The organism is Streptomyces sp. NBC_00859, assembly GCF_045161865.1.
GTDB lineage: Bacteria > Actinomycetota > Actinomycetes > Streptomycetales > Streptomycetaceae > Streptomyces.
In genome coordinates, this window is the sequence record NZ_CP108826.1 from 4603560 (window position 1) to 4621253 (window position 17694).

The window sequence follows — 17694 nt, forward strand, 5'->3', positions numbered from 1 at the left end:
CGGAGCCGGTCAGGGTGCGGACAACGGCCTAACGCCGTGACATGTAGACGTCGAATGCCTTGTGCAGCAGCTTGTTGAGCGGGAAGTCCCACTCGCCGACGTACTCGGCCGCCTGTCCGCCGGTGCCGACCTTGAAGCGGAGGAGGCCGAGCAGGTGGTTGCTCTCGTCCAGCGTGTCGGTCGTACCGCGGAAGTCGTAGACGGACGCGCCCATCGCGTGGGCGTCGCGGATCATCTGCCACTGGATGGCGTTGTTCGGCTGCACCTCGCGTTTGCGGCTGGTGGAGGCTCCGTAGGAGTACCAGACGTGCCCGCCGACGGTGAGCATGGTGGCGGCGGCCAGCACTTCCCCGTCGTGCTCGGCGAGGTAGAGGCGCATCCGGCCGGGGTCTTCGGCGGTCAGGGCCTTCCACATGCGCTGGAAGTACTCCAGTGGGCGGGGCATGAACTGATCGCGGGCAGCGGTCTCGGCGTAGAGCCCGTAGAAGGTGGTCAGGTCGTCGTAGTCGCCCTGGACGACCTTGACGCCGGCCTTCTCGGCCTTCCTGACGTTGCGCCGCCACAGCTGGTTGAACCCGCGCTGGATGTCGTCCAGCGAGCGGTCGGCGAGGGGGAGTTGGAAGACGTACCGCGGCTGACCGGCGGCGAATCCGTCCTCGTGGTCCCCGCCGGACTGCCGCCAGCCCATGTCCCGCAGCCGGTCCGTCAGCTCGATGGCCCGGGGATCGTGGGTGGTGGCCTCGACGTCACCCAGACGGTGGGTCCCCGGATCCGCGATCGCGTCCTTGACGGTGGCCGCGTCCCAGCGGCGTGCGATGACGGGCGGCCCCATCTTCACCGTGAAGGCGCCCTGGGACTTCAGATGGGCCAGCAGCGGGTGCAGCCATCTGCCGAGTCCGGCGTCGTGCCAGTCGATGGCCGGACCTTCGGGCAGGTAGGCGAGGTACCGCTTGATCTTCGGCAGCGGCCGGTAGAGGACGAGAGCAGTGCCGACGATCCGGTCCGACTCGTCGGTCCATCCGAGGCTCTCCGCCCGCCAGTCGGGTTTTACGTCGCCCCAGGACGGCACCTGCATGTGGCTCGCCGAGGGCAGGCTGCCGACGAACGCCAGGTGCTCGTCCCGGCTGATGGTCCTCAGGCGAAGGGTCATGCGGATGCTCCTCGGCAATGGGCTGCGGCCCCCCAACGGCAGCCTACTGGTGGAGCACTTCTGTTCCTCGGAGGTCGGGCGCGCTGCCCGTCCGGCGCCACCCGAACACCCGTCCGCAGCCGCTGGCTACACTCCCCCGATGGACGACATACGGTGCACTCAATGCGGTGCGGTGGAGCTGGAGCCCGGATTCATCGACGACTCGGGACAGGGCGCAGCCGGGTACGGGAAGTGGATCGCCGGGCCCCTCGCGCGTGGAGCGTTCGGCGGTGCCAAGAAGATGGGCCGCACGCGCCGGGAGATCTCTGCTCACCGGTGCTCCATCTGCGGGCACCTGGAACTGTTCGCCATCGAGGAATGCTGACCGGACGAAGGGCCCCGGCTGTCGGCACCGTCCGGCTGTCCGTACCGTCCGGTTGTCCGTACCGCCCGACCGTCAGCGCTGACCGGGTGTGTCGGCGCTGACCGGATCGCCGCCGCGCTGGTACAGCGCCACCAGCACCCCGTGCGTGGGCTGCCCCTCATCCGGGTCGTCCTCCACCTCGTCGACCAGTTGGGCGAGGGCCTCCCCGAGCTCTCGCGCCTTCGCGGGGCCGAGACGCACATGGCGTAGCGTCAGGTGCGTATCGGCGGGTGAGCGGTCCAGCTCCTGGGCGACCGCGGTCAGCATCGCGGCGGTGCCCGCCTCCTGCGGCTCGGCGACGATCATGCGCCGGGCCGTGCGCTGGTAGTGCTGCTCGGTGCCGCCGCGCACCCGGCGGGTCTCGGCGATGTGGACCAGTCCGGCTTCACGGAGCACCTTGAGGTGGTGGGCCACGTTGCCCTTCGTCGTGCCGAGTTGCTCCGCGAGCCGGCCGATGGTCGCGGGCCGGTGGCCCAGAGAGAAGAGCAGCCGTTGGCGCAGCGGGTGGGCGAGCGCCGAGAACTGCTCGGGCGTGCTGATCTCCTGGACGTCCTCGGGTGGCTGCGGAGGGGGAGGGTGGTCGCTCATACCGAAAGTGTCTAACTCTCTTGACGCTTTCGCAAGGGCGGTGCTCTACTCCCTGCCATGACGACCCTGACGCAGTTACTGCCTGCCCCTGTGATCGACGAAACCGCCAGGCTCCTGATGGAGCATTACGTCTTCCCGGAGACGGCCGAACAGCTCGCGGGCCTGCTCCGGCGGCGCCTTGCTGAGGGTTCCTACGACGTCGACGACGCCGAGGAGCTCGGCCGGCTGGTCACCGCGGACCTGCAGTCCGTCAACGGTGACCGGCATCTGAGGCTGAAGTACCACGCTCACCCGGTGCCCCCGGAGCGGGGGGCGGCCGCCCTGGCCGCCATGCGCCGGGACTTCGACACCTCGCTGGGCGGTGCGCCCCGGGTGGAGCTGCTCGACGGCGGGGTGGCCGTGGTGGAGCTGGCGCCGACCCTGTTCCCGCTGGAGTGGGCCGCCGAACCGCTGAGTGCCGCACTCACTCTGGCCGCTCCCGCGCGGGCGCTGATCGTGGATCTGCGCGCCAACGGAGGCGGCGACCCGGACACGGTCGCCTTCGTCTGCAGCTACCTGCTGGATGAGCGCACTCACCTGAACACCATGTACTGGCGCGACGGCGAGCGCCGCGAGCAGTCCTGGAGCCTCCCGTACGTGCCCGGCGCGCGGTTCGGCGGCAGCAAGCCGTTGTACGTACTGACCAGCAGCCGCACCTTCTCCGGCGCCGAGGAGCTGGCGTACGACCTGCAACAGCTCGGCCGCGCGGTTGTTGTCGGAGAGCGCACCGGCGGCGGGGCGCACCCGCGGGAGGGCTGGACGGTGCACCCGCACCTGGAAGCCACGATCCCGGTCGGCCGTGCGATCAATCCCGTCTCCGGTGAGGACTGGGAGGGCACCGGCGTGCAGCCGGACGTCCCGTGCGCTGCGGTCGGCTCCCTCGACCGCGCACACGAACTCGCCCTGGCCAGGCTCGCCGGCTGATCGTGTCGGGAGCGGGGCGGTTCGCCGGTGACGCGGCGCGCAATGACCGGGTTCGCTGACATCGCGGCGCGCGACGAACGGCGCGCCGATGTCCGTCAGCCCGGGGGAGTCCCGGGCAGTGGTGCGGGCTCGGTGGTGCGCAGTCCGTCGAGGATGATCCGGAGATTGCGCTCCCATTGCTGCGCGCCCGCGCGCATGCCCAGTGTGCGGGCGCCGGTGGCCGCCGCGGCCAGGAGGAACGGCACGTCCTGCCACGGCAGATCGGTGCGCATCACGCCGGCCGCCTGGGCGCGCTCCACCAGGAGCCGGATCCGTTCCCGCAATCCGGCCAGGGACTGGTCAAGGGCGTCGCCGCAGGCGCCGCCGAGTGCCTCGCCGATGCCGCAGCTCTCGGCGCGCAGCCGTACGAATGCTGCGGCGAATTCGCAGAGGCCGGCCCAGGGTTCGGGGGCGGCGAGCGATCTGTCGGCCACGTCCGCGATCTCTGTGAGCACCTCGTCGAGTACGGCTTCCAGCAGTGCCTCACGGGAAGGGACCCGCCGGTAGAAGGTGCCCACGCCCACACCGGCCCGGCGCGCGATCTCGTGCGCGCCGGCGTCGACGCCGATCTCGGCGATGGCGGTCCGCGCCGCCACCACGATTCGCTCCACGTTGCGCTGTGCGTCCGCCCGGGGCCGGTGTCCTGCCTCGGTGGCCATCAACCTGCCCACGGCGCTGTCCGGCCTGTTCATGGGATGAGTCTAGCAATTAAGTGGACATGTTCTGTCCGTTTATTTAGGCTGGCTGGATCCTCTAAGCGGACACCACCTGTCCGTTTAGGTGCCCGTCGGCAGGAAGGCAGAGACACGTCATGGCATCGGAGAAAATCCGGGTCGGCATCATCGGTGCGAGCCCCGGCCGGGGCTGGGCCGCCCGCGCGCACGTCCCGGCGCTGACGGCGCTTGCGGACTACGAGATCACCGCGGTCGCCACCAGCCGAGCCGAGAGTGCCGAGGCGGCGGCCCGGCAGTTCGGTGCCGCGCACGCCTTCACCGACCCCCGGCAGCTCGCCGGGCACCCCGAGGTGGATCTGGTCGCCGTCACCGTGAAGGTGCCCGCCCACGTCGAGTTGGTGCAAGCGGCGCTGGAGGCCGGCAAACACGTCTACTGCGAGTGGCCGCTCACCCGCACCACCGAGGAGGCCGAGGCGCTGCTCAAGTCGGCGGAACACGCGGGTGTGCACCACGCGGTCGGGCTGCAGGCGCGGTACGCCCCCGCGATCGGCTTCGCGCGCGACCTGATCGCCGACGGCTGGCTGGGGCGGGTCAACTCGGCAACGGTGTACGCCGCCCGCGGCAAGTCGGCCGGGGAGCAGATCCCCGCCTGGTCCGCCTACACCCTCGACAGAGCCAACGGAGCCGGGCTGCTGGAGGTCGCCGGGGGACACACCCTCGACGCACTGGAATACCTGCTCGGAGACATCGCGGACCTCTCGGCCGGTCTGTCGGTCCAGCACCCGACCCGTCGAGTCGCCGAGACGGGCGAGGTCGTCGGGGCGACCAGCCCGGACCATCTGCTCCTCAACGCGAGCCTGACGAGCGGGGCAGTGGTGTCCGCCCACATTCACGACGCCAAGATCACCGAGGCGCGCACCCGGCTGGAGATCGCCGGCACCGAGGGCGACCTGGCCATCGTCTCCACAGGTCCTGGCGGCCCTGCGGGTGTCCAGATCGGTGAGCTGCGTCTGCTCGGGAACCGCGCCCGCGACGGCGCGTGGCAGGAAATCCCGCTGCCCGACCGGTACCGCTGGGTCCCCGAATCCGCCGCCGCTACCGAGGTCCTGAACGTCGCCCAGCTGTACGCCCGGCTCGCCGGGGACCTCCGTACCGGCGGCCGGAGCACTCCGGGCTTCGGGGAGGGCCTCCGGCTGCACCGCCTGCTCGACGCGATCAGGCGGTCTGCCGGGACGGGTACCCGGCAGACCTTCCACGGATGATCGCTGACTGACTGGCTGGCCGCTGACCGACTCGACGGGAGGGCGGTGAGGGCCGCCGGAGCGCCCCTCCGGACCGGCGGCGACCCTCCGGCTCCTCCCGTCCTCGTGCGCGTCGGCCCGCTCCGGGTACTTGCGGGCCTCCTGTCCCGGAATGGGCCGGACTGCCCGCCCCGGACCGCCCGCCCCGGACCGCTCGGTCTCAGCCCGTGATGCCGCTGTACCCCTCGACCTCGCGGGGGTCGCGTGTGCTCGGTCCCGTGTACCGCGCGGACGGCCGGACCAGCCGCCCGGTCCGCTTCTGCTCCAGGATGTGCGCGCTCCAGCCGGCTGTGCGCGCGCACGTGAACATCGACGTGAACATGTGCGCCGGGACCTCCGCGAAGTCCAGCACGATCGCCGCCCAGAACTCCACGTTCGTGGCCAGCACCCGGTCGGGACGCCTGGCGTGCAGCTCCTCGAGGGCGGCTTTCTCCAGCGCCTCGGCCACCTCGAAGCGGGGCGCGGCCAGTTCCCTCGCCGTGCGGCGCAGCACACGCGCCCGCGGGTCCTCGGCGCGGTAGACGCGGTGGCCGAAGCCCATCAGCCGCTCGCCCTGGTCCAGGGCCCGCTTCACGTACGCGCTCGCGTCGCCGGTCCTTTCGATCTCCTCGATCATTCCCAGGACCCGCGAGGGCGCGCCGCCGTGCAGCGGGCCGGACATCGCGCCCACCGCGCCCGAGAGCGCGGCGGCGACATCGGCGCCGGTCGAGGCGATGACGCGGGCGGTGAAGGTGGAGGCGTTCATTCCGTGTTCGGCCGCAGACGTCCAGTAGGCGTCAACCGCCTTGACGTGCTTGGGGTCCGGCTCGCCGCGCCAGCGGATCATGAAGCGTTCGACGACCGAATCGGCCTTGTCGATCTCGCTCTGCGGAACCATCGGGCTGCCCTGCCCACGTGCCGACTGGGCGACGTACGAGAGGGCCATCACCGCGGCGCGTGCCAGGTCGTCGCGCGCCGTGCGCTCGTCGATGTCGAGGAGCGGCCTCAGCCCCCAGACGGGCGCGAGCATCGCCAGCGCGGACTGCACGTCGACCCGGATGTCGCCGGAGTGGACCGGGATCGGGAACGGCTCGGCGGGCGGCAGGCCGGGGTTGAAGGCTCCGTCGACCAGCAGACCCCAGACATTGCCGAAGGACACCTGGCCGACCAGATCCTCGATGTCGACGCCGCGGTATCGCAGGGCGCCGCCCTCCTTGTCCGGTTCGGCGATCTCGGTCTCGAATGCGACGACTCCTTCGAGTCCGGGTACGAAAGCGGCTGCGGCGTCGGACATCAGGCGGCTCCTCGTGATGCGTTCGACTTACGGGTTCGTCTTGCGGGCTCGGTGCATGGGCTCGGCGTGCGGGGCCGGCTTTCCTTTCAGGTTGTTCAGGGCGGGGCGGGGCGGTTCGGCTCGGTCCGGCTGGGTTCGGGCCGGTTGGGTTCACGCTCCGGCGTGGGTCTGCGCTCCGGGGGCGCGGAGGGACGAGTCTGACGGGTCCCGCCGTCACGGGGAAGCGTGACATCCGGCACACGTCCCCTTTGCGGCAGGATGGGCCCGTGCCGAACCCTGATCTGCCGAACCCCGATCTGAACCCCGCCGCGATGCGAGAGCAGTACCGCTCCACCGTCCTCGCGGAGACGGACCTGGCCCCCGCTCCGATGGAACAGTTCGGCCGCTGGTTCGCCGACGCCGTCGCGGGGGGACTGCACGAACCGAACGCCATGGTCGTCTCGACCGCTACTGCGCAGGGCAGCCCGTCCGCCCGGACGGTGCTGCTCAAGCGGTTCGACGCGGCCGGTTTTGTCTTCTTCACCAACTACAACTCCCGCAAGGGCCGTGAACTGGCCGCCAACCCGCAGGTTTCGCTGCTCTTCCCCTGGCACCGGATCGCCCGCCAGATCATCGTCACGGGTACCGCGTCCCGTATCGCCCGCGAGGAGACAGAGGCGTACTTCCGCACTCGCCCGCACGGTTCACAGCTCGGGGCCTGGGCGAGCGCACAGTCGTCGGTGATCGCCTCGCGGACCGAACTGACCGCCCGTTACGAGGAGTTGGCGGCGCGCTATCCGGAGGGCAGTGAGGTGCCGGTGCCGGAGGACTGGGGCGGCTTCCGGGTGACCCCCGGCACGGCCGAATTCTGGCAGGGCCACGAGAACCGGCTGCACGACCGACTGCGGTACGTGAGCACGGGGACCGGCGCGGGCTGGCGCGTGGAGCGGCTCTGTCCGTGAAGGGCGGGCGGGTGCCGCCCAGTGAACGCAGAAACCCGCGGGCTCTGGTTCCTCCTTGCGGAGGAGCCGGCCGGACTTACCGGCGAGCCCGCGGGTCGGTGACTGCTTGGGATTTCGGCCGGCGGTGAGCCGGCGCTGCACTACGTGCGACGACGGGCCGTCAGCCCGCAGCCACCTCGCAAGTCCGAGAAGAAATCACTTCCGGAACACCTCCTTTCGAGCGTGCAGCCGACTTTAGGACCCCCTCCGGCTCCGTTCAACCGAATTAACGGCCGCATGTGCCGCGCGGCCCCGCCGTCCGCGGAGTTGCCCTGGCAGCCACTTATTTACCGAAGTTGCGTGTGTGCTGCGTCACGTTCGCGTTGAATGATCCGACGTGCGGTACATGCAGTACATGCGGCGGACGCGTCCTGTTGGGGGTGCCGGATGAGTGGTTCCCGGATCGAGGCAGCCAGTGCGCTGGGGCCCGACGAGCCCGAGCCCGGCGGGCAGTCGGGGGCGGGAGCGATTCCTGCTCCCGCGGCTGCGTCCAGCGGCGCGGAGTGTTCCGGCGGCACCGGGGAAGGACCGGTGGGCACGGGCTCCGATCTGCTGGCCGCGCTGCTCGACGGGATGGACGCCGCGCTCTGTGCGTTCGACGCGGACGCGGTGATCACGCACTGGAACCGTGAGGCCGAGCGGATTCTCGGCTGGTCCGCCGACGAGGCCGTCGGACGTACCGGCTTCGCGGGCTGGGCGGTGCGGGCGGCGGACGCGGACGAGGTGCAGGACCGGCTGATGGCGGCGATGCGCGCCCCCGGCCGTCAGGTCCATGAGTTCGCGCTGCTCCGCAAGGACGGCGGGCGGGTGCTCGTACGGACGCAGTCCTCCGGGGTGCGCGGTGCCGACGGCGCACCGGCCGGGGTGTACTGCGCCTTCAGCGAGGTCCACGCGCAGATCGATCTGGAACGCGCGATAGCACTCAGCGAGGCCATGTTCGACGACGCGTCCTGGGGTGTCGTGCTCGTCGATGTCGACCTGCGGCCGACCGTCGTCAACGCCCATGCGGCGCGGGCGCTGTCCACGGGGCGTACCGCGCTGCTCGGGCGGCCACTGGGCGACATCGTCGTACAGGGCGTCGAGGAACTGGAGGGCGCGCTCCAGCACGTACTCGCCGAAGGATCGCTCCCCGCGCCCGCCGAGATGTGGGTGACCCTGCGGACCGCGGATGGTGAGCGGCGGCGCTGCTGGCGCAGCGGATTCGTCCGGCTGGCATCGCCGCTCGCGGAAGAGCCCGTCCCGCTCGGGGTCGGCTGGTTGTTCCGCGACATCACCGCGGCCAGGGAGACCGAGCAGGAGGCGAACAGGCTCCGCTTCCGCGGCAACCAGCTGCACCGCGCGTCGCGGGCCGCCGCCGAGTGCGAGGACCCGATGGAGGCGGCGACGTCTTACCTGGACTTCGCGCTCGCCGGGTTCGCCGACCATGCGCTGATCGACCTGTTCCCCGAGCCGCCCGGTACATCGGCGGATGCGCCTGGGGATGCACCTGTCACGTCCGCCGATCCGGCTCCCGAACGGTCCGGCCCGGGTGCTGCCGCGTCCGCCGCGGGTGCTGCCGCGCGGCTCGTACGGGTGGCCGAGACGCCGTACGGAGGTGAGCACGGGCCGTGCCTCCCGGTGGCGGGCGCCGCACTGCCGGTGCGCTACCGGGCAGGGCATCCGGCGCTCCAGGCGGTGGCGAGGACCGGAGCGGTACGGACCAGTGCGGCGGCGGCCCCGCGGTCGTCCGCATCGGACGGAGCGGCCAGGGCGGCGGCCGAGGCATGGGCGGCGGAGCGGCAGTGGCCCCCGGGCACCGTGCACGCGCTGTGCACACTGCTGCGGAGCCGGGGCAGGACGCTGGGGGTCGTGACGTTCCTGCGCGGCGCGGGCCGCCCCGCTTTCGAACGGCCCGACGCGGTGTACGCGGAGAGTGTCGCCGTACGCGTGGCCTCGGCCATCGATCTGGCGCGGGCGCTGGAGCGGCAGGGGTGATGCCGCGGCGGTGCGGGCCGCGTACGCGCGCCCATGGCCACCGGCGGCGCGCCACGACCACCGGCCGGGCCCCGCTCGGCGGTGGCGGTGGCGGTGGCGGTGGCCCGCAGTGAACCGGGCGGATCCGGGGCTGGGGCCGGCGGGTCAGTGCTGGTAGAAGATCCGGTCGCCGAACTCCGCCAGCACACGGCCGTTCCACTCGTGGCCGCCGTCCACGTTGCCCGACCGGAGCAGGGGCGGCTCGATGCCGCGCCGGGCCAGCTCGCCCGCCGCCGAGGCCATCATCGCCTGCATCAGGGCGCTGGTGACCACGGTCGACGCGGGGGCGAAGGGCGCCTCGACGCCCTCCGCCGTGAGCTCCGCGTCACCCACCGCGATCCGGCTGTCCAGCACGATGTCGCAGTGGTCCTTCAGATACGTACCGGAGCTGTGCCGTGACGTGGTGTCCTTCGTGTAGGCCACTGAGGTCACGCCGATGACCTTCAGTCCCAGGGTGCGGGCGCTCATCGCCATCTCCACGGGGAGCGCGTTGCGGCCGGAGAGCGAGATGATCACAAGTACGTCGCCGGCGGCTGCGGGGCTGGATTCGAGCACAGCGCTCGCGAGACCGTCGACGCGCTCCAGCGCGGAGCCGAGCGTGGCCGGCCTGACGTCGACACCGAGCGTGCCCGGGACGCCGAGCAGGTTCATCAGCGCGAGGCCGCCCGCGCGGTACACCACGTCCTGAGCGGCGAGCGAGGAGTGACCGGCGCCGAAGGCGAAGAGGCGCCCGCCCGCCTGCACGGTGTCGGCGATGGCGGAACCGGCCGCCGTCACGTTCCCGGACTCCTCGTCCCGCACCCGGCGCAGCAGGCCGATCGCGGCGTCGAAGAACTCGCCGGCAAGGCCGCTGCTACCGCTGTTCTCGCTGCTCATGCGGATCACGGTGCGGTCCGTACCAGCGCAGTGTCAATACCGCCCCAGTCCTGCGCAGCCCGGTTGTCGGAGGTATGCGTCAGAATTGGGTGAGGGCCATAGCAGTAGCGGAACATAGGGGCACGTATGAGCGGGCTGATCGACACCACGGAGATGTACCTCCGCACCATCCTCGAGCTGGAGGAGGAAGGTGTGGTTCCCATGCGGGCCCGAATCGCGGAGCGGCTCGACCAGAGCGGCCCGACGGTCAGCCAGACCGTGGCGCGCATGGAGCGTGACGGGCTGGTGTCCGTCGCGAGCGACCGGCATCTGGAGCTGACGGAGGAGGGCCGCCGCCTCGCGACGCGCGTCATGCGCAAGCACCGGCTGGCCGAGTGTCTCCTCGTCGACGTGATCGGCCTGGAGTGGGAGCAGGTCCACGCCGAGGCATGCCGTTGGGAGCATGTGATGAGTGAGGCGGTCGAGAAGCGGGTGCTGGAGTTGCTGCGCCATCCGACGGAGTCGCCGTACGGCAACCCGATCCCGGGTCTTGAGGAGCTGGGTGAGAAGGCCGAGGCGGATCCCTTCCTGAACGAGGGCATGGTGAGCCTGGCCGATCTGGATCCGGGCCCCGACGGGAAGAATGTGGTGGTGCGCCGCATCGGCGAGCCCATCCAGACCGACGCGCAGCTGATGTACACGCTGCGTCGGGCAGGTGTGCAGCCCGGCTCGGTGGTGAGTGTCACGGAGTCCGCGGGCGGGGTCCTGGTGGGCAGCAGCGGCGAGGCGGCCGAGCTCAGCCCCGAGGTGGCATCGCACGTCTTCGTCGCCAAGCAGTAGCGGTCGGGCGGCAGCGGCCGGCTGAGGCCGGCTCCCCCCGCGGATCGCAGCTGGTCCAGCGGATGCGCAGCCGGTTCCAGCCGGTTGCGGTGGGTTGGGATGGTTAACCGCTGGTTTCGGGCGGCTTGCGCCCCATTGGTTCCGGATGGCGGGACCGGCCGGTTCCGGGTGGTTTCCGGCGCCGGGTTCCCGCGAGTTCTTTCACGGCCCCCGCGGCCTCTGGGCCATGGTGCCGGAATCGCCCCCGGCCGAACGCGACCCGTGCGAGGCTGACGCCTACGGCCCGAGGGCGTCGGCCCGACACGACCCGCCCGTCCGGCAGGGAGGGAGCAGGTGCATGCGTCTGTCTCGGACCCACCGGGTCTTGCACGCGGAGGGCCCCGGCGCTCGTAAGCGCCGGGGCCTGATCTCCCCCGCGCCGACCTGGAGCCCCGAGCTCTCAAGGTCGGTCTGGCCGGACCCTCATCCCCGAGTGGTCCGCCCCCCGCAGAAAATCTCCCCCGGGCAGCAACCCTCAACCCTTGAGGGGTGTCACTCGAAGGTGGGGTGTTGTGGGTGGGAACCGCATTTTCGAATGCGAGTTCGATAGCCTGTGTGACGCGACACCGATGTACCGACGCGACACCCGAATTACCACTGAACGGCCTGCGGCAGATGCGGACCGACCACCCGGGGACTGAAGGGGGTGCCAGAACATATGGCGCGACGCATCGACGTGACCGGACCCGACGGCGTGCGCCTCGCCGCCTGGGAGTTCGCCGACCCGCCCAAGGAGCGCGACGGCGAGACGGAGCGTGCTCCCGGCGTCTTACTGCTGCATGGCCTGATGGGCCGCGCCTCGCACTGGGCGTCCACCGCCCGCTGGCTCTCCGAGCGCCACCGCGCGGTCGCCCTGGACCAGCGCGGCCACGGCCGCAGCGAGAAGCCCGCCGACGGCCCTTACACCCGTGATGCCTACGTCGCCGACGCCGAGGCCGCGATAGTCCAGCTCGGGCTCGCGCCCGTCACCCTCGTCGGGCATTCGATGGGCGCGCTCACCGCCTGGCAGCTCGCCGCCAAGCGCCCGGACCTGGTCCGGGCCGTGGTCCTCTGCGATATGCGGGCCTCCGCCCTCGGGATCGCGTCCCAGCGTGAGTGGGAGGACTGGTTCATGTCCTGGCCCGTCCCCTTCGCGACGCTCGCCGACGTACGGAAGTGGTTCGGTGAGGACGACCCGTGGGTGGAGCGTCCGAATCCGTCGCGCGGCGAGTTCTTCGCCGAGGTGATGGCCGAGAGCGCCGACGGCTGGCGGCCGGTCTTCTCCCGCCGGCAGATGCTGGAAGCCCGCAGGACGTGGGTCTTCGACGCGCACTGGGAGGAGCTCGCCCAGGTGCAGTGCCCGGCCCTGGTGGTCCGGGGCCTGGACGGTGACCTGGGCCGGGCGGAATCCCAGGAGATGGTCCGGGTGCTGCCCCGCGGTGAGTACGCGGAAGTGGCCGACGCGTCCCACCTGGTCCACTACGACCAGCCCGAGGCGTGGCGCGCGGCGATCGAGCCGTTCCTGGACGCGGTGCTCGCTCAGTAGCCGGGGCCGGGCCCGCCGCCCGAAGTATCGGCGTGTGCCCGGTTTTTCACCCCTTGCTGACCGCCAGAAGGATCTCCGGCAGCCGCCCGGCCGCCTGCGGCGCGGCTGCGCGCAGTCCGGCCCAGGCCGCCACCACCCCGTACCCCGCGCCCAGCGGAAGCAGGATCCACAGATACTGCTCGTTGCCCGTGACGTGCAGCGCGATCAGCAGCGCGATCACCGGTGAACAGAGCAGGGCCGACGAGACCATGCCGCCGAAGATGGAGATCCAGGCGAGTCCCGCCTGGCCCGGGGCGACGTTCTTGTGGGCGTTGTCCTGCGGGATCGAGTACGGGAAGCGGGCCGAGGTCACGGCGCCCGTCGCCAGCATCGCGCCGAGCAGGGCGAAGGCGAGCCCCATGGCCTCGGGCAGTGCGCCCCAGTCGCTGAGGAGCCCGGCCGTGACCACGGTGACCAGCGCCGTGTACGGGACGGTGATCAGGGCAAGTGCCAGCGCGCGCGACCGCAGTTCGGCGTACGCGTCCCCAGGGGACGAGATGGTCTGCGCGACCATCCAGAACGCCGAGGTGTCCTGGCCGAACTGGTTGTACATCTGGATGCCGAGCATCCCCGCGGCGAAGCACGAGAAGTAGATGGAACCGCTGCCCTGCACCGCGTTGAGCAGCGGCACGATCAGCCCGATCGCGAGCGAGGCGATCCAGGCGGCCTTGGTCTTGGGGTCGCGCCAGATGTAGCGCAGGGTGCGGAGCATCACCGTGCCCGTACGGCCCTCGGGCAGGAGGCGCGAGAAGCCCCCCGCCGACTCCTTGCGGGCCGGCTCGGCCGCCGCGAGCGTCGAGCCGTCCGGTGAGGTCATCAGCCGGACCAGGGTGCGCCGCCAGGCGCCCAGCATGAGCAGCAGAAAGGCGGCGGCGATGGCGAGTTGGGCCACGGCCGGGCCGTACGACCCGCTGCTCGCCGAGTCGATCGCGCCGATCGCGGAGGCCGGCGGCAGCCACCGCACCACGTCCCCGGTCGGGTCGAGCGCGGAGAGCCCGCCTGCCCTGCCGAGCCGCTGGGCGCCGAAGTTGACGGCCTGGATGCCGATCGCGATCACCAGCCCGCTCAGTACGGCGAGATCGCGGCCCTTGCGCGAGGTGAGCAGCCGGACGTTGGCGGCGGCCACCGCCCGCGCCAGCGCCACGCAGACCAGCACGGTGAGCGGGACGGCGATGACGGCCACCACGGCGGCAGCCGCGTCCGTCGCCACGGCGAAGGCCGAGCCGGCCACCAGGCAGAGCGTGAAGAGCGGACCGATGCCCACCAGTGAGGAGACGAGCAGGGCCCGTACGAGCGGCTCCGGGCGGAGCGGCAGCATCACCAGGCGGCTCGGGTCCAGTGTCTCGTCGCCGCTGGGGAAGAACAGCGGCATCGCCGCCCACCCCACCGCGAGGACGAGGGTGAGGATGACGGTCAGGGTGCGCGCGTGCGCGTGGCCGTGCAGGAGGACGAGGCCGAGGAGCAGCACCGCGGCGAAGAGGAGCGAGACGGCGATCGACGCGATGTACGCGGCCTTGCGGCCCGAGGACTGGCGCAGACCGTTGCGGAGCAGGGAGAGCTTCAGCCGTACGAAGACGGGAGTGAGGGACGAGGGTGCGGGCAGATCGGTGCCGGGCGTCGCGGTGGTGGCGGCCGTCGGTGCGGTCATCGCGGGCCTCCGCCCAGCCAGTCGAGGCTGTCTCCGGCGTTCCTGTCGTGTGCGCCGACCAGTTCCAGGAACGACTCCTGGAGGGAGGGTGCGGTTCCGCGTACCTCGGCGAGCGGGCCCTGCGCGCGAATCCGGCCGGCCGCCATCACCGCCACCCAGTCGCAGAGGGACTCGACGAGCTCCATCACATGGCTGGAGAAGACGACGGTCGCGCCGGAGCGGGTGTAGCGCTCCAGCACGCCGCGGATCGTCTGCGCGGACACCGGGTCGACGCCCTCGAACGGTTCGTCCAGGAAGAGCACTTCGGGGTTGTGCAGCAGCGCGGCGGCCAGCCCGATCTTCTTCCGCATCCCCGTCGAGTAGTCGACGACGAGCTTGTGCTGGGCGCCCGCCAGGTCCAGTACGTCCAGGAGCTGGGTGGCCCGTTTGTCGACCTCGGCGCCGGGGAGCCCCCGCAGCCGGCCGCTGTACGCGAGGAGCTCGCGCCCCGAAAGCCGCTCGAACAGGCGCAGTCCCTCGGGCAGTACGCCGATCCGCGACTTGACCGCCACCGGGTCCTGCCAGACGTCGTGACCCGCCACTTCGACCGTGCCCTGGTCGGGCCTGAGCAGGCCCGTCACCATGGAGAGGGTCGTCGTCTTGCCCGCGCCGTTCGGGCCGACCAGGCCGATGAACTGGCCCGCGGGCAGTTCGAGGTCGATCCCGGCGACCGCGATCTGCTCCCCGAACCGCTTCCACAATCCCTTTACCCGTACGGCTGCCTGGTCCGCCATGGTGCAGCGCCTTTCGGAGTCCCGGCTGTTGCGCACACCCTACGGGCGGGCCTCCCGGACCTCCTGGCCGCAGGCGTACGCGAGGGGCGCGGCCAGCTCGTCCGAGTCGGGCAGCCAGCGGTTGACAGCCGTCGGCCGCCGCGCCCACTGCACGGCGCCCGAGCCCCCGAACCGGGTGGGCGGCGCCGCGACGTAGTCGCCCTCGCCGCGGACCGACAGGTCGATCGTGGACGGCGCCCAGCCCAGCCTCCGCACCAGATCGGGCACCTTGGCCCCGGCGCCCGGCAGGACGAAGAAGAGCATCCGGCGGTCGGGGGTGCAGGTCACCGGGCCGAGGGTGACGTCCAGCCGCTCCATCCTGGCCAGCGCCAGGAAGCCCGCGGTCTCGGGCACGTCGATGGCGTCGAAGGTCCGACCGGTCGGAAGCAGGATCGAGGCCCGCGGCTGCCTGGACCACAGGGCGCGGGCGGCGACGGCGCTGCCCGTGGCCGCGGTCGTCCAGTCGGGGCGCGTGGGGTGTGCGCCGGGCGCGAGGCATGCCCTGTCCCCGCAGGAGCAGCGGTCGACGCCGTCCACCGCCTCCAGCCAGGTGCCGGGGAGCACGTCCCAGTGCCGCTCCTCCGCGTACCGTACGGCGCTGTCCAGCAGCGGTTCGGTGCGCTGCTTGGGGATCTGTGCGGCTTGGGTGCCCGCGCTGGTCTCTTTCACGAACAGCTCAACTCCCGCCGTCACCCGGGGTTACGGGCTCCCCTGGGATAGGCGGCGCACGCCCGCCGGCTGCCGCGGAGCAGGCCCGCCGCAGGCTCAACGAGGGTGGTGGAGGGGCGGCTTGACGGCATCCGGGGCGCATGGAGGCATGGGCGGGGGCGCGTAGGCGAATGCACTCCCCGGAGCGGGTATCCCTCAGCGGAGTGCACGGAGAATGCCGGGATTACTCCCGTCTTTCACCGCATTCTCCCGACATTTACCGGGCAGTGATGAACCCGACCGGATCAGTGACCGCCGCGCGTCTCAGGGGGTATTCATGGCCGCCAGGCCTCTCGTCGCCCGTCAGCCCAACGAACGGCTGCAAGCGCTCATCCAGGAAGCCGGCTGCTCCAACGCCGGTCTGGCCCGCCGCGTCAACATGGTGGGGGCGGAGCGGGGCGTCGATCTCCGCTACGACAAGACGTCCGTCGCGCGATGGCTGCGCGGGCAGCAGCCGCGTGGCAGGGCGCCGGGCGTCATCGCCGAGGCGCTGGGCCGCAAGCTCGGCCGTACGGTCACGATCGACGAGATCGGGATGGCGGACGGGAAGAACCTGGCATCCGGGGTGGGGCTTCAGTTCTCGCCGACGGTGCTCGGTGCGATCGAGCAGGTCTGTGAGCTGTGGCGCAGCGATGTGGGGCGCCGCGACTTCCTCTCCGGTTCCACGGTCGCCGCTTCGGCGCTGGTCGAGCCGAGCCGCGACTGGCTGATCACCGGTGCGGACGCCCAGGTGGCGCGGGCCGCCGGGGCGCGGGTCGGGCCGTCCGACGTCGCGGCGGTACGGGCGACGACCGCCGCGCTCACCGAGCTCGACCACCGGTTCGGCAGCGGCCATGTGCGGCCCGTCGTCGTCCACTATCTGAACAGCGTGGTGTCCGGGCTGTTGGCCGGTTCGTACCGCGACGGGGTGGGCCGGGAACTGTTCGGCGCGGCCGCCAGACTGACCGAACTCGCCGGATACATGGCGGTCGACACGGGTCAGCCGGGGCTGGCCCAGCGCTACTACATCCAGGCCCTGCGGCTGGCCCAGGCTGCGGGGGACCGCGGCTACGGCGGCTATGTGCTGGCGGCCTCGATGAGCCATCTCGCCGCCGAGCTGGGCACCCCACGCGAGATCGCGCAGCTGGCGCGGGCGGCGCAGGAGGGCGCGCGGGGGCGGGTCACACCGCGCGCCGAGGCGATGTTCTACGCGGCGGAGGCGCGCGGCCACGCGCTGATGGGCGACGCCCGTGCGACGGAGGCGGTGGCGGGCCGGGCCCTGGCGGCGATGGACCGCGCGGAGTCCGGTACGGACGCGGGTGACGACCCGGAGTGGATCACCCACTTCAACGGCGCATATCTGGCCGACGAGCTGGCCCACTGCCACCGCGATCTGGGCCAGGGCGCGGCGGGCGCGAGCCGCGCCGAGGAGGCCCTGGTGGGCCTGCCGGAGACGAAGGCGCGCCGCCGGGGGATCGGCCTTGTCCTGCTGGCCACGGCGCAGCTCCAGCAGCGCGAGGTGGAGGAGGCCTGCCGGACGGGGACCCGTGCGGTGGAGCTGCTGAGCACGGTGCGCTCGGGCCGGGGAGCGGCTTATCTGGACGATTTGCGCGGGCGGTTGGAGCCGTTCGGGGAGGAGCGGGCGGTCCGGGAGCTGGGGGCGCGGATGGAGGTCGCGGCCGCTTAGGGGGCCTTGCGCTCTCAGCGCGCGACCCGGGCGGGCATAGTGCAACGACCCCTAGTCGGGCGGCCGGGCGGGGGGCCACGGCCCGTGCTGCCACGGGGGCTGCCGCGCGGGCCGCCGGCGGCGGATGCCAGGGAGCGGGCGCCGGTGGCCCGCCCGATTCGGCCATCGCCCCTGCCCG

The 17694-nt window shown here is 71.9% G+C and carries 16 protein-coding genes; 8 read left to right on the forward strand and 8 right to left on the reverse strand.

Annotated elements, in window-relative coordinates:
- Positions 1–28 precede the first annotated feature (28 nt).
- Positions 29–1150, reverse strand: coding sequence for a lipid II:glycine glycyltransferase FemX (locus OG584_RS20065; RefSeq protein ID WP_405779674.1), 1122 nt, complete (start codon positions 1148–1150; stop codon positions 29–31).
- A gap of 139 nt (positions 1151–1289) precedes the next feature.
- On the opposite strand from OG584_RS20065, the gene OG584_RS20070 reads away from it, so the two are divergent.
- Complete coding sequence (locus OG584_RS20070; RefSeq protein WP_405779676.1) at positions 1290–1514, forward strand: hypothetical protein; 225 nt, start codon at positions 1290–1292, stop codon at positions 1512–1514.
- A 72-nt stretch (positions 1515–1586) separates the two neighbouring features.
- Here OG584_RS20070 and OG584_RS20075 read toward each other — a convergent pair whose 3' ends face one another.
- Entirely contained in the window at positions 1587–2141 is a 555-nt protein-coding gene (locus OG584_RS20075) for an ArsR/SmtB family transcription factor (protein WP_405779677.1), read from the reverse strand.
- A 57-nt stretch (positions 2142–2198) separates the two neighbouring features.
- Here OG584_RS20075 and OG584_RS20080 point away from each other — a divergent pair, with 57 nt between their 5' ends.
- A complete protein-coding gene (locus tag OG584_RS20080; RefSeq protein ID WP_405779679.1) occupies positions 2199–3104 on the forward strand; it encodes a S41 family peptidase in 906 nt (301 codons plus the stop codon).
- Between the two features lie 95 nt (positions 3105–3199).
- On the opposite strand, the gene OG584_RS20085 is transcribed toward OG584_RS20080, so the two are convergent.
- A complete protein-coding gene (locus OG584_RS20085; protein ID WP_405779681.1) occupies positions 3200–3835 on the reverse strand; it encodes a TetR/AcrR family transcriptional regulator in 636 nt (211 codons plus the stop codon).
- Positions 3836–3954: 119 nt separating this feature from the next.
- Between OG584_RS20085 and OG584_RS20090 the strand changes: the two genes are divergently transcribed.
- Entirely contained in the window at positions 3955–5079 is a 1125-nt protein-coding gene (locus OG584_RS20090) for a Gfo/Idh/MocA family protein (RefSeq protein ID WP_405779683.1), read from the forward strand.
- A gap of 199 nt (positions 5080–5278) precedes the next feature.
- Here the strand turns inward: OG584_RS20090 and OG584_RS20095 are convergent, their stop codons facing one another.
- Positions 5279–6391, reverse strand: a complete 1113-nt coding sequence (locus OG584_RS20095) for a citrate synthase 2 (RefSeq protein WP_405779685.1) — start codon at positions 6389–6391, stop codon at positions 5279–5281.
- 311 nt (positions 6392–6702) lie between these two features.
- On the opposite strand from OG584_RS20095, the gene pdxH reads away from it, so the two are divergent.
- Positions 6703–7332: a pyridoxamine 5'-phosphate oxidase gene (gene pdxH / locus OG584_RS20100; protein ID WP_405784177.1), complete on the forward strand. Its 630-nt coding sequence runs from the start codon at positions 6703–6705 to the stop codon at positions 7330–7332.
- 426 nt (positions 7333–7758) lie between these two features.
- Positions 7759–9345, forward strand: a complete 1587-nt coding sequence (locus tag OG584_RS20105) for a PAS domain-containing protein (protein WP_405779687.1) — start codon at positions 7759–7761, stop codon at positions 9343–9345.
- Positions 9346–9489: 144 nt separating this feature from the next.
- Here OG584_RS20105 and OG584_RS20110 read toward each other — a convergent pair whose 3' ends face one another.
- Positions 9490–10260, reverse strand: coding sequence for an SIS domain-containing protein (locus tag OG584_RS20110; RefSeq protein WP_405779688.1), 771 nt, complete (start codon positions 10258–10260; stop codon positions 9490–9492).
- A 126-nt stretch (positions 10261–10386) separates the two neighbouring features.
- Between OG584_RS20110 and OG584_RS20115 the strand changes: the two genes are divergently transcribed.
- Together OG584_RS20115 and OG584_RS20120 are read left to right on the forward strand one after the other, a co-directional pair.
- Entirely contained in the window at positions 10387–11079 is a 693-nt protein-coding gene (locus tag OG584_RS20115; protein WP_405779690.1) for an iron dependent repressor, metal binding and dimerization domain protein, read from the forward strand.
- 697 nt (positions 11080–11776) lie between these two features.
- On the forward strand, positions 11777–12643 hold the full coding sequence (locus tag OG584_RS20120) for an alpha/beta fold hydrolase (RefSeq protein WP_405779692.1): 867 nt from the start codon (positions 11777–11779) through the stop codon (positions 12641–12643).
- 46 nt (positions 12644–12689) lie between these two features.
- On the opposite strand, the gene OG584_RS20125 is transcribed toward OG584_RS20120, so the two are convergent.
- Genes OG584_RS20125 through OG584_RS20135 form a run of 3 tightly spaced genes read right to left on the reverse strand, consistent with a single transcriptional unit; the run spans position 12690 to position 15811 of the window.
- Entirely contained in the window at positions 12690–14330 is a 1641-nt protein-coding gene (locus OG584_RS20125; RefSeq protein ID WP_405779693.1) for a transporter, read from the reverse strand.
- Positions 14327–15103, reverse strand: a complete 777-nt coding sequence (locus OG584_RS20130; protein WP_405779695.1) for an ABC transporter ATP-binding protein — start codon at positions 15101–15103, stop codon at positions 14327–14329. The genes OG584_RS20125 and OG584_RS20130 overlap by 4 nt, the downstream gene beginning before the upstream one ends.
- Positions 15104–15142: 39 nt before the next feature.
- A complete protein-coding gene (locus OG584_RS20135; protein ID WP_405779697.1) occupies positions 15143–15811 on the reverse strand; it encodes a bifunctional DNA primase/polymerase in 669 nt (222 codons plus the stop codon).
- A 316-nt stretch (positions 15812–16127) separates the two neighbouring features.
- On the opposite strand from OG584_RS20135, the gene OG584_RS20140 reads away from it, so the two are divergent.
- Positions 16128–17516 (forward strand): transcriptional regulator, encoded by a 1389-nt coding sequence (locus tag OG584_RS20140; RefSeq protein ID WP_405779699.1) that lies wholly within the window; start codon positions 16128–16130, stop codon positions 17514–17516.
- The last annotated feature ends 178 nt before the right edge of the window (positions 17517–17694 follow it).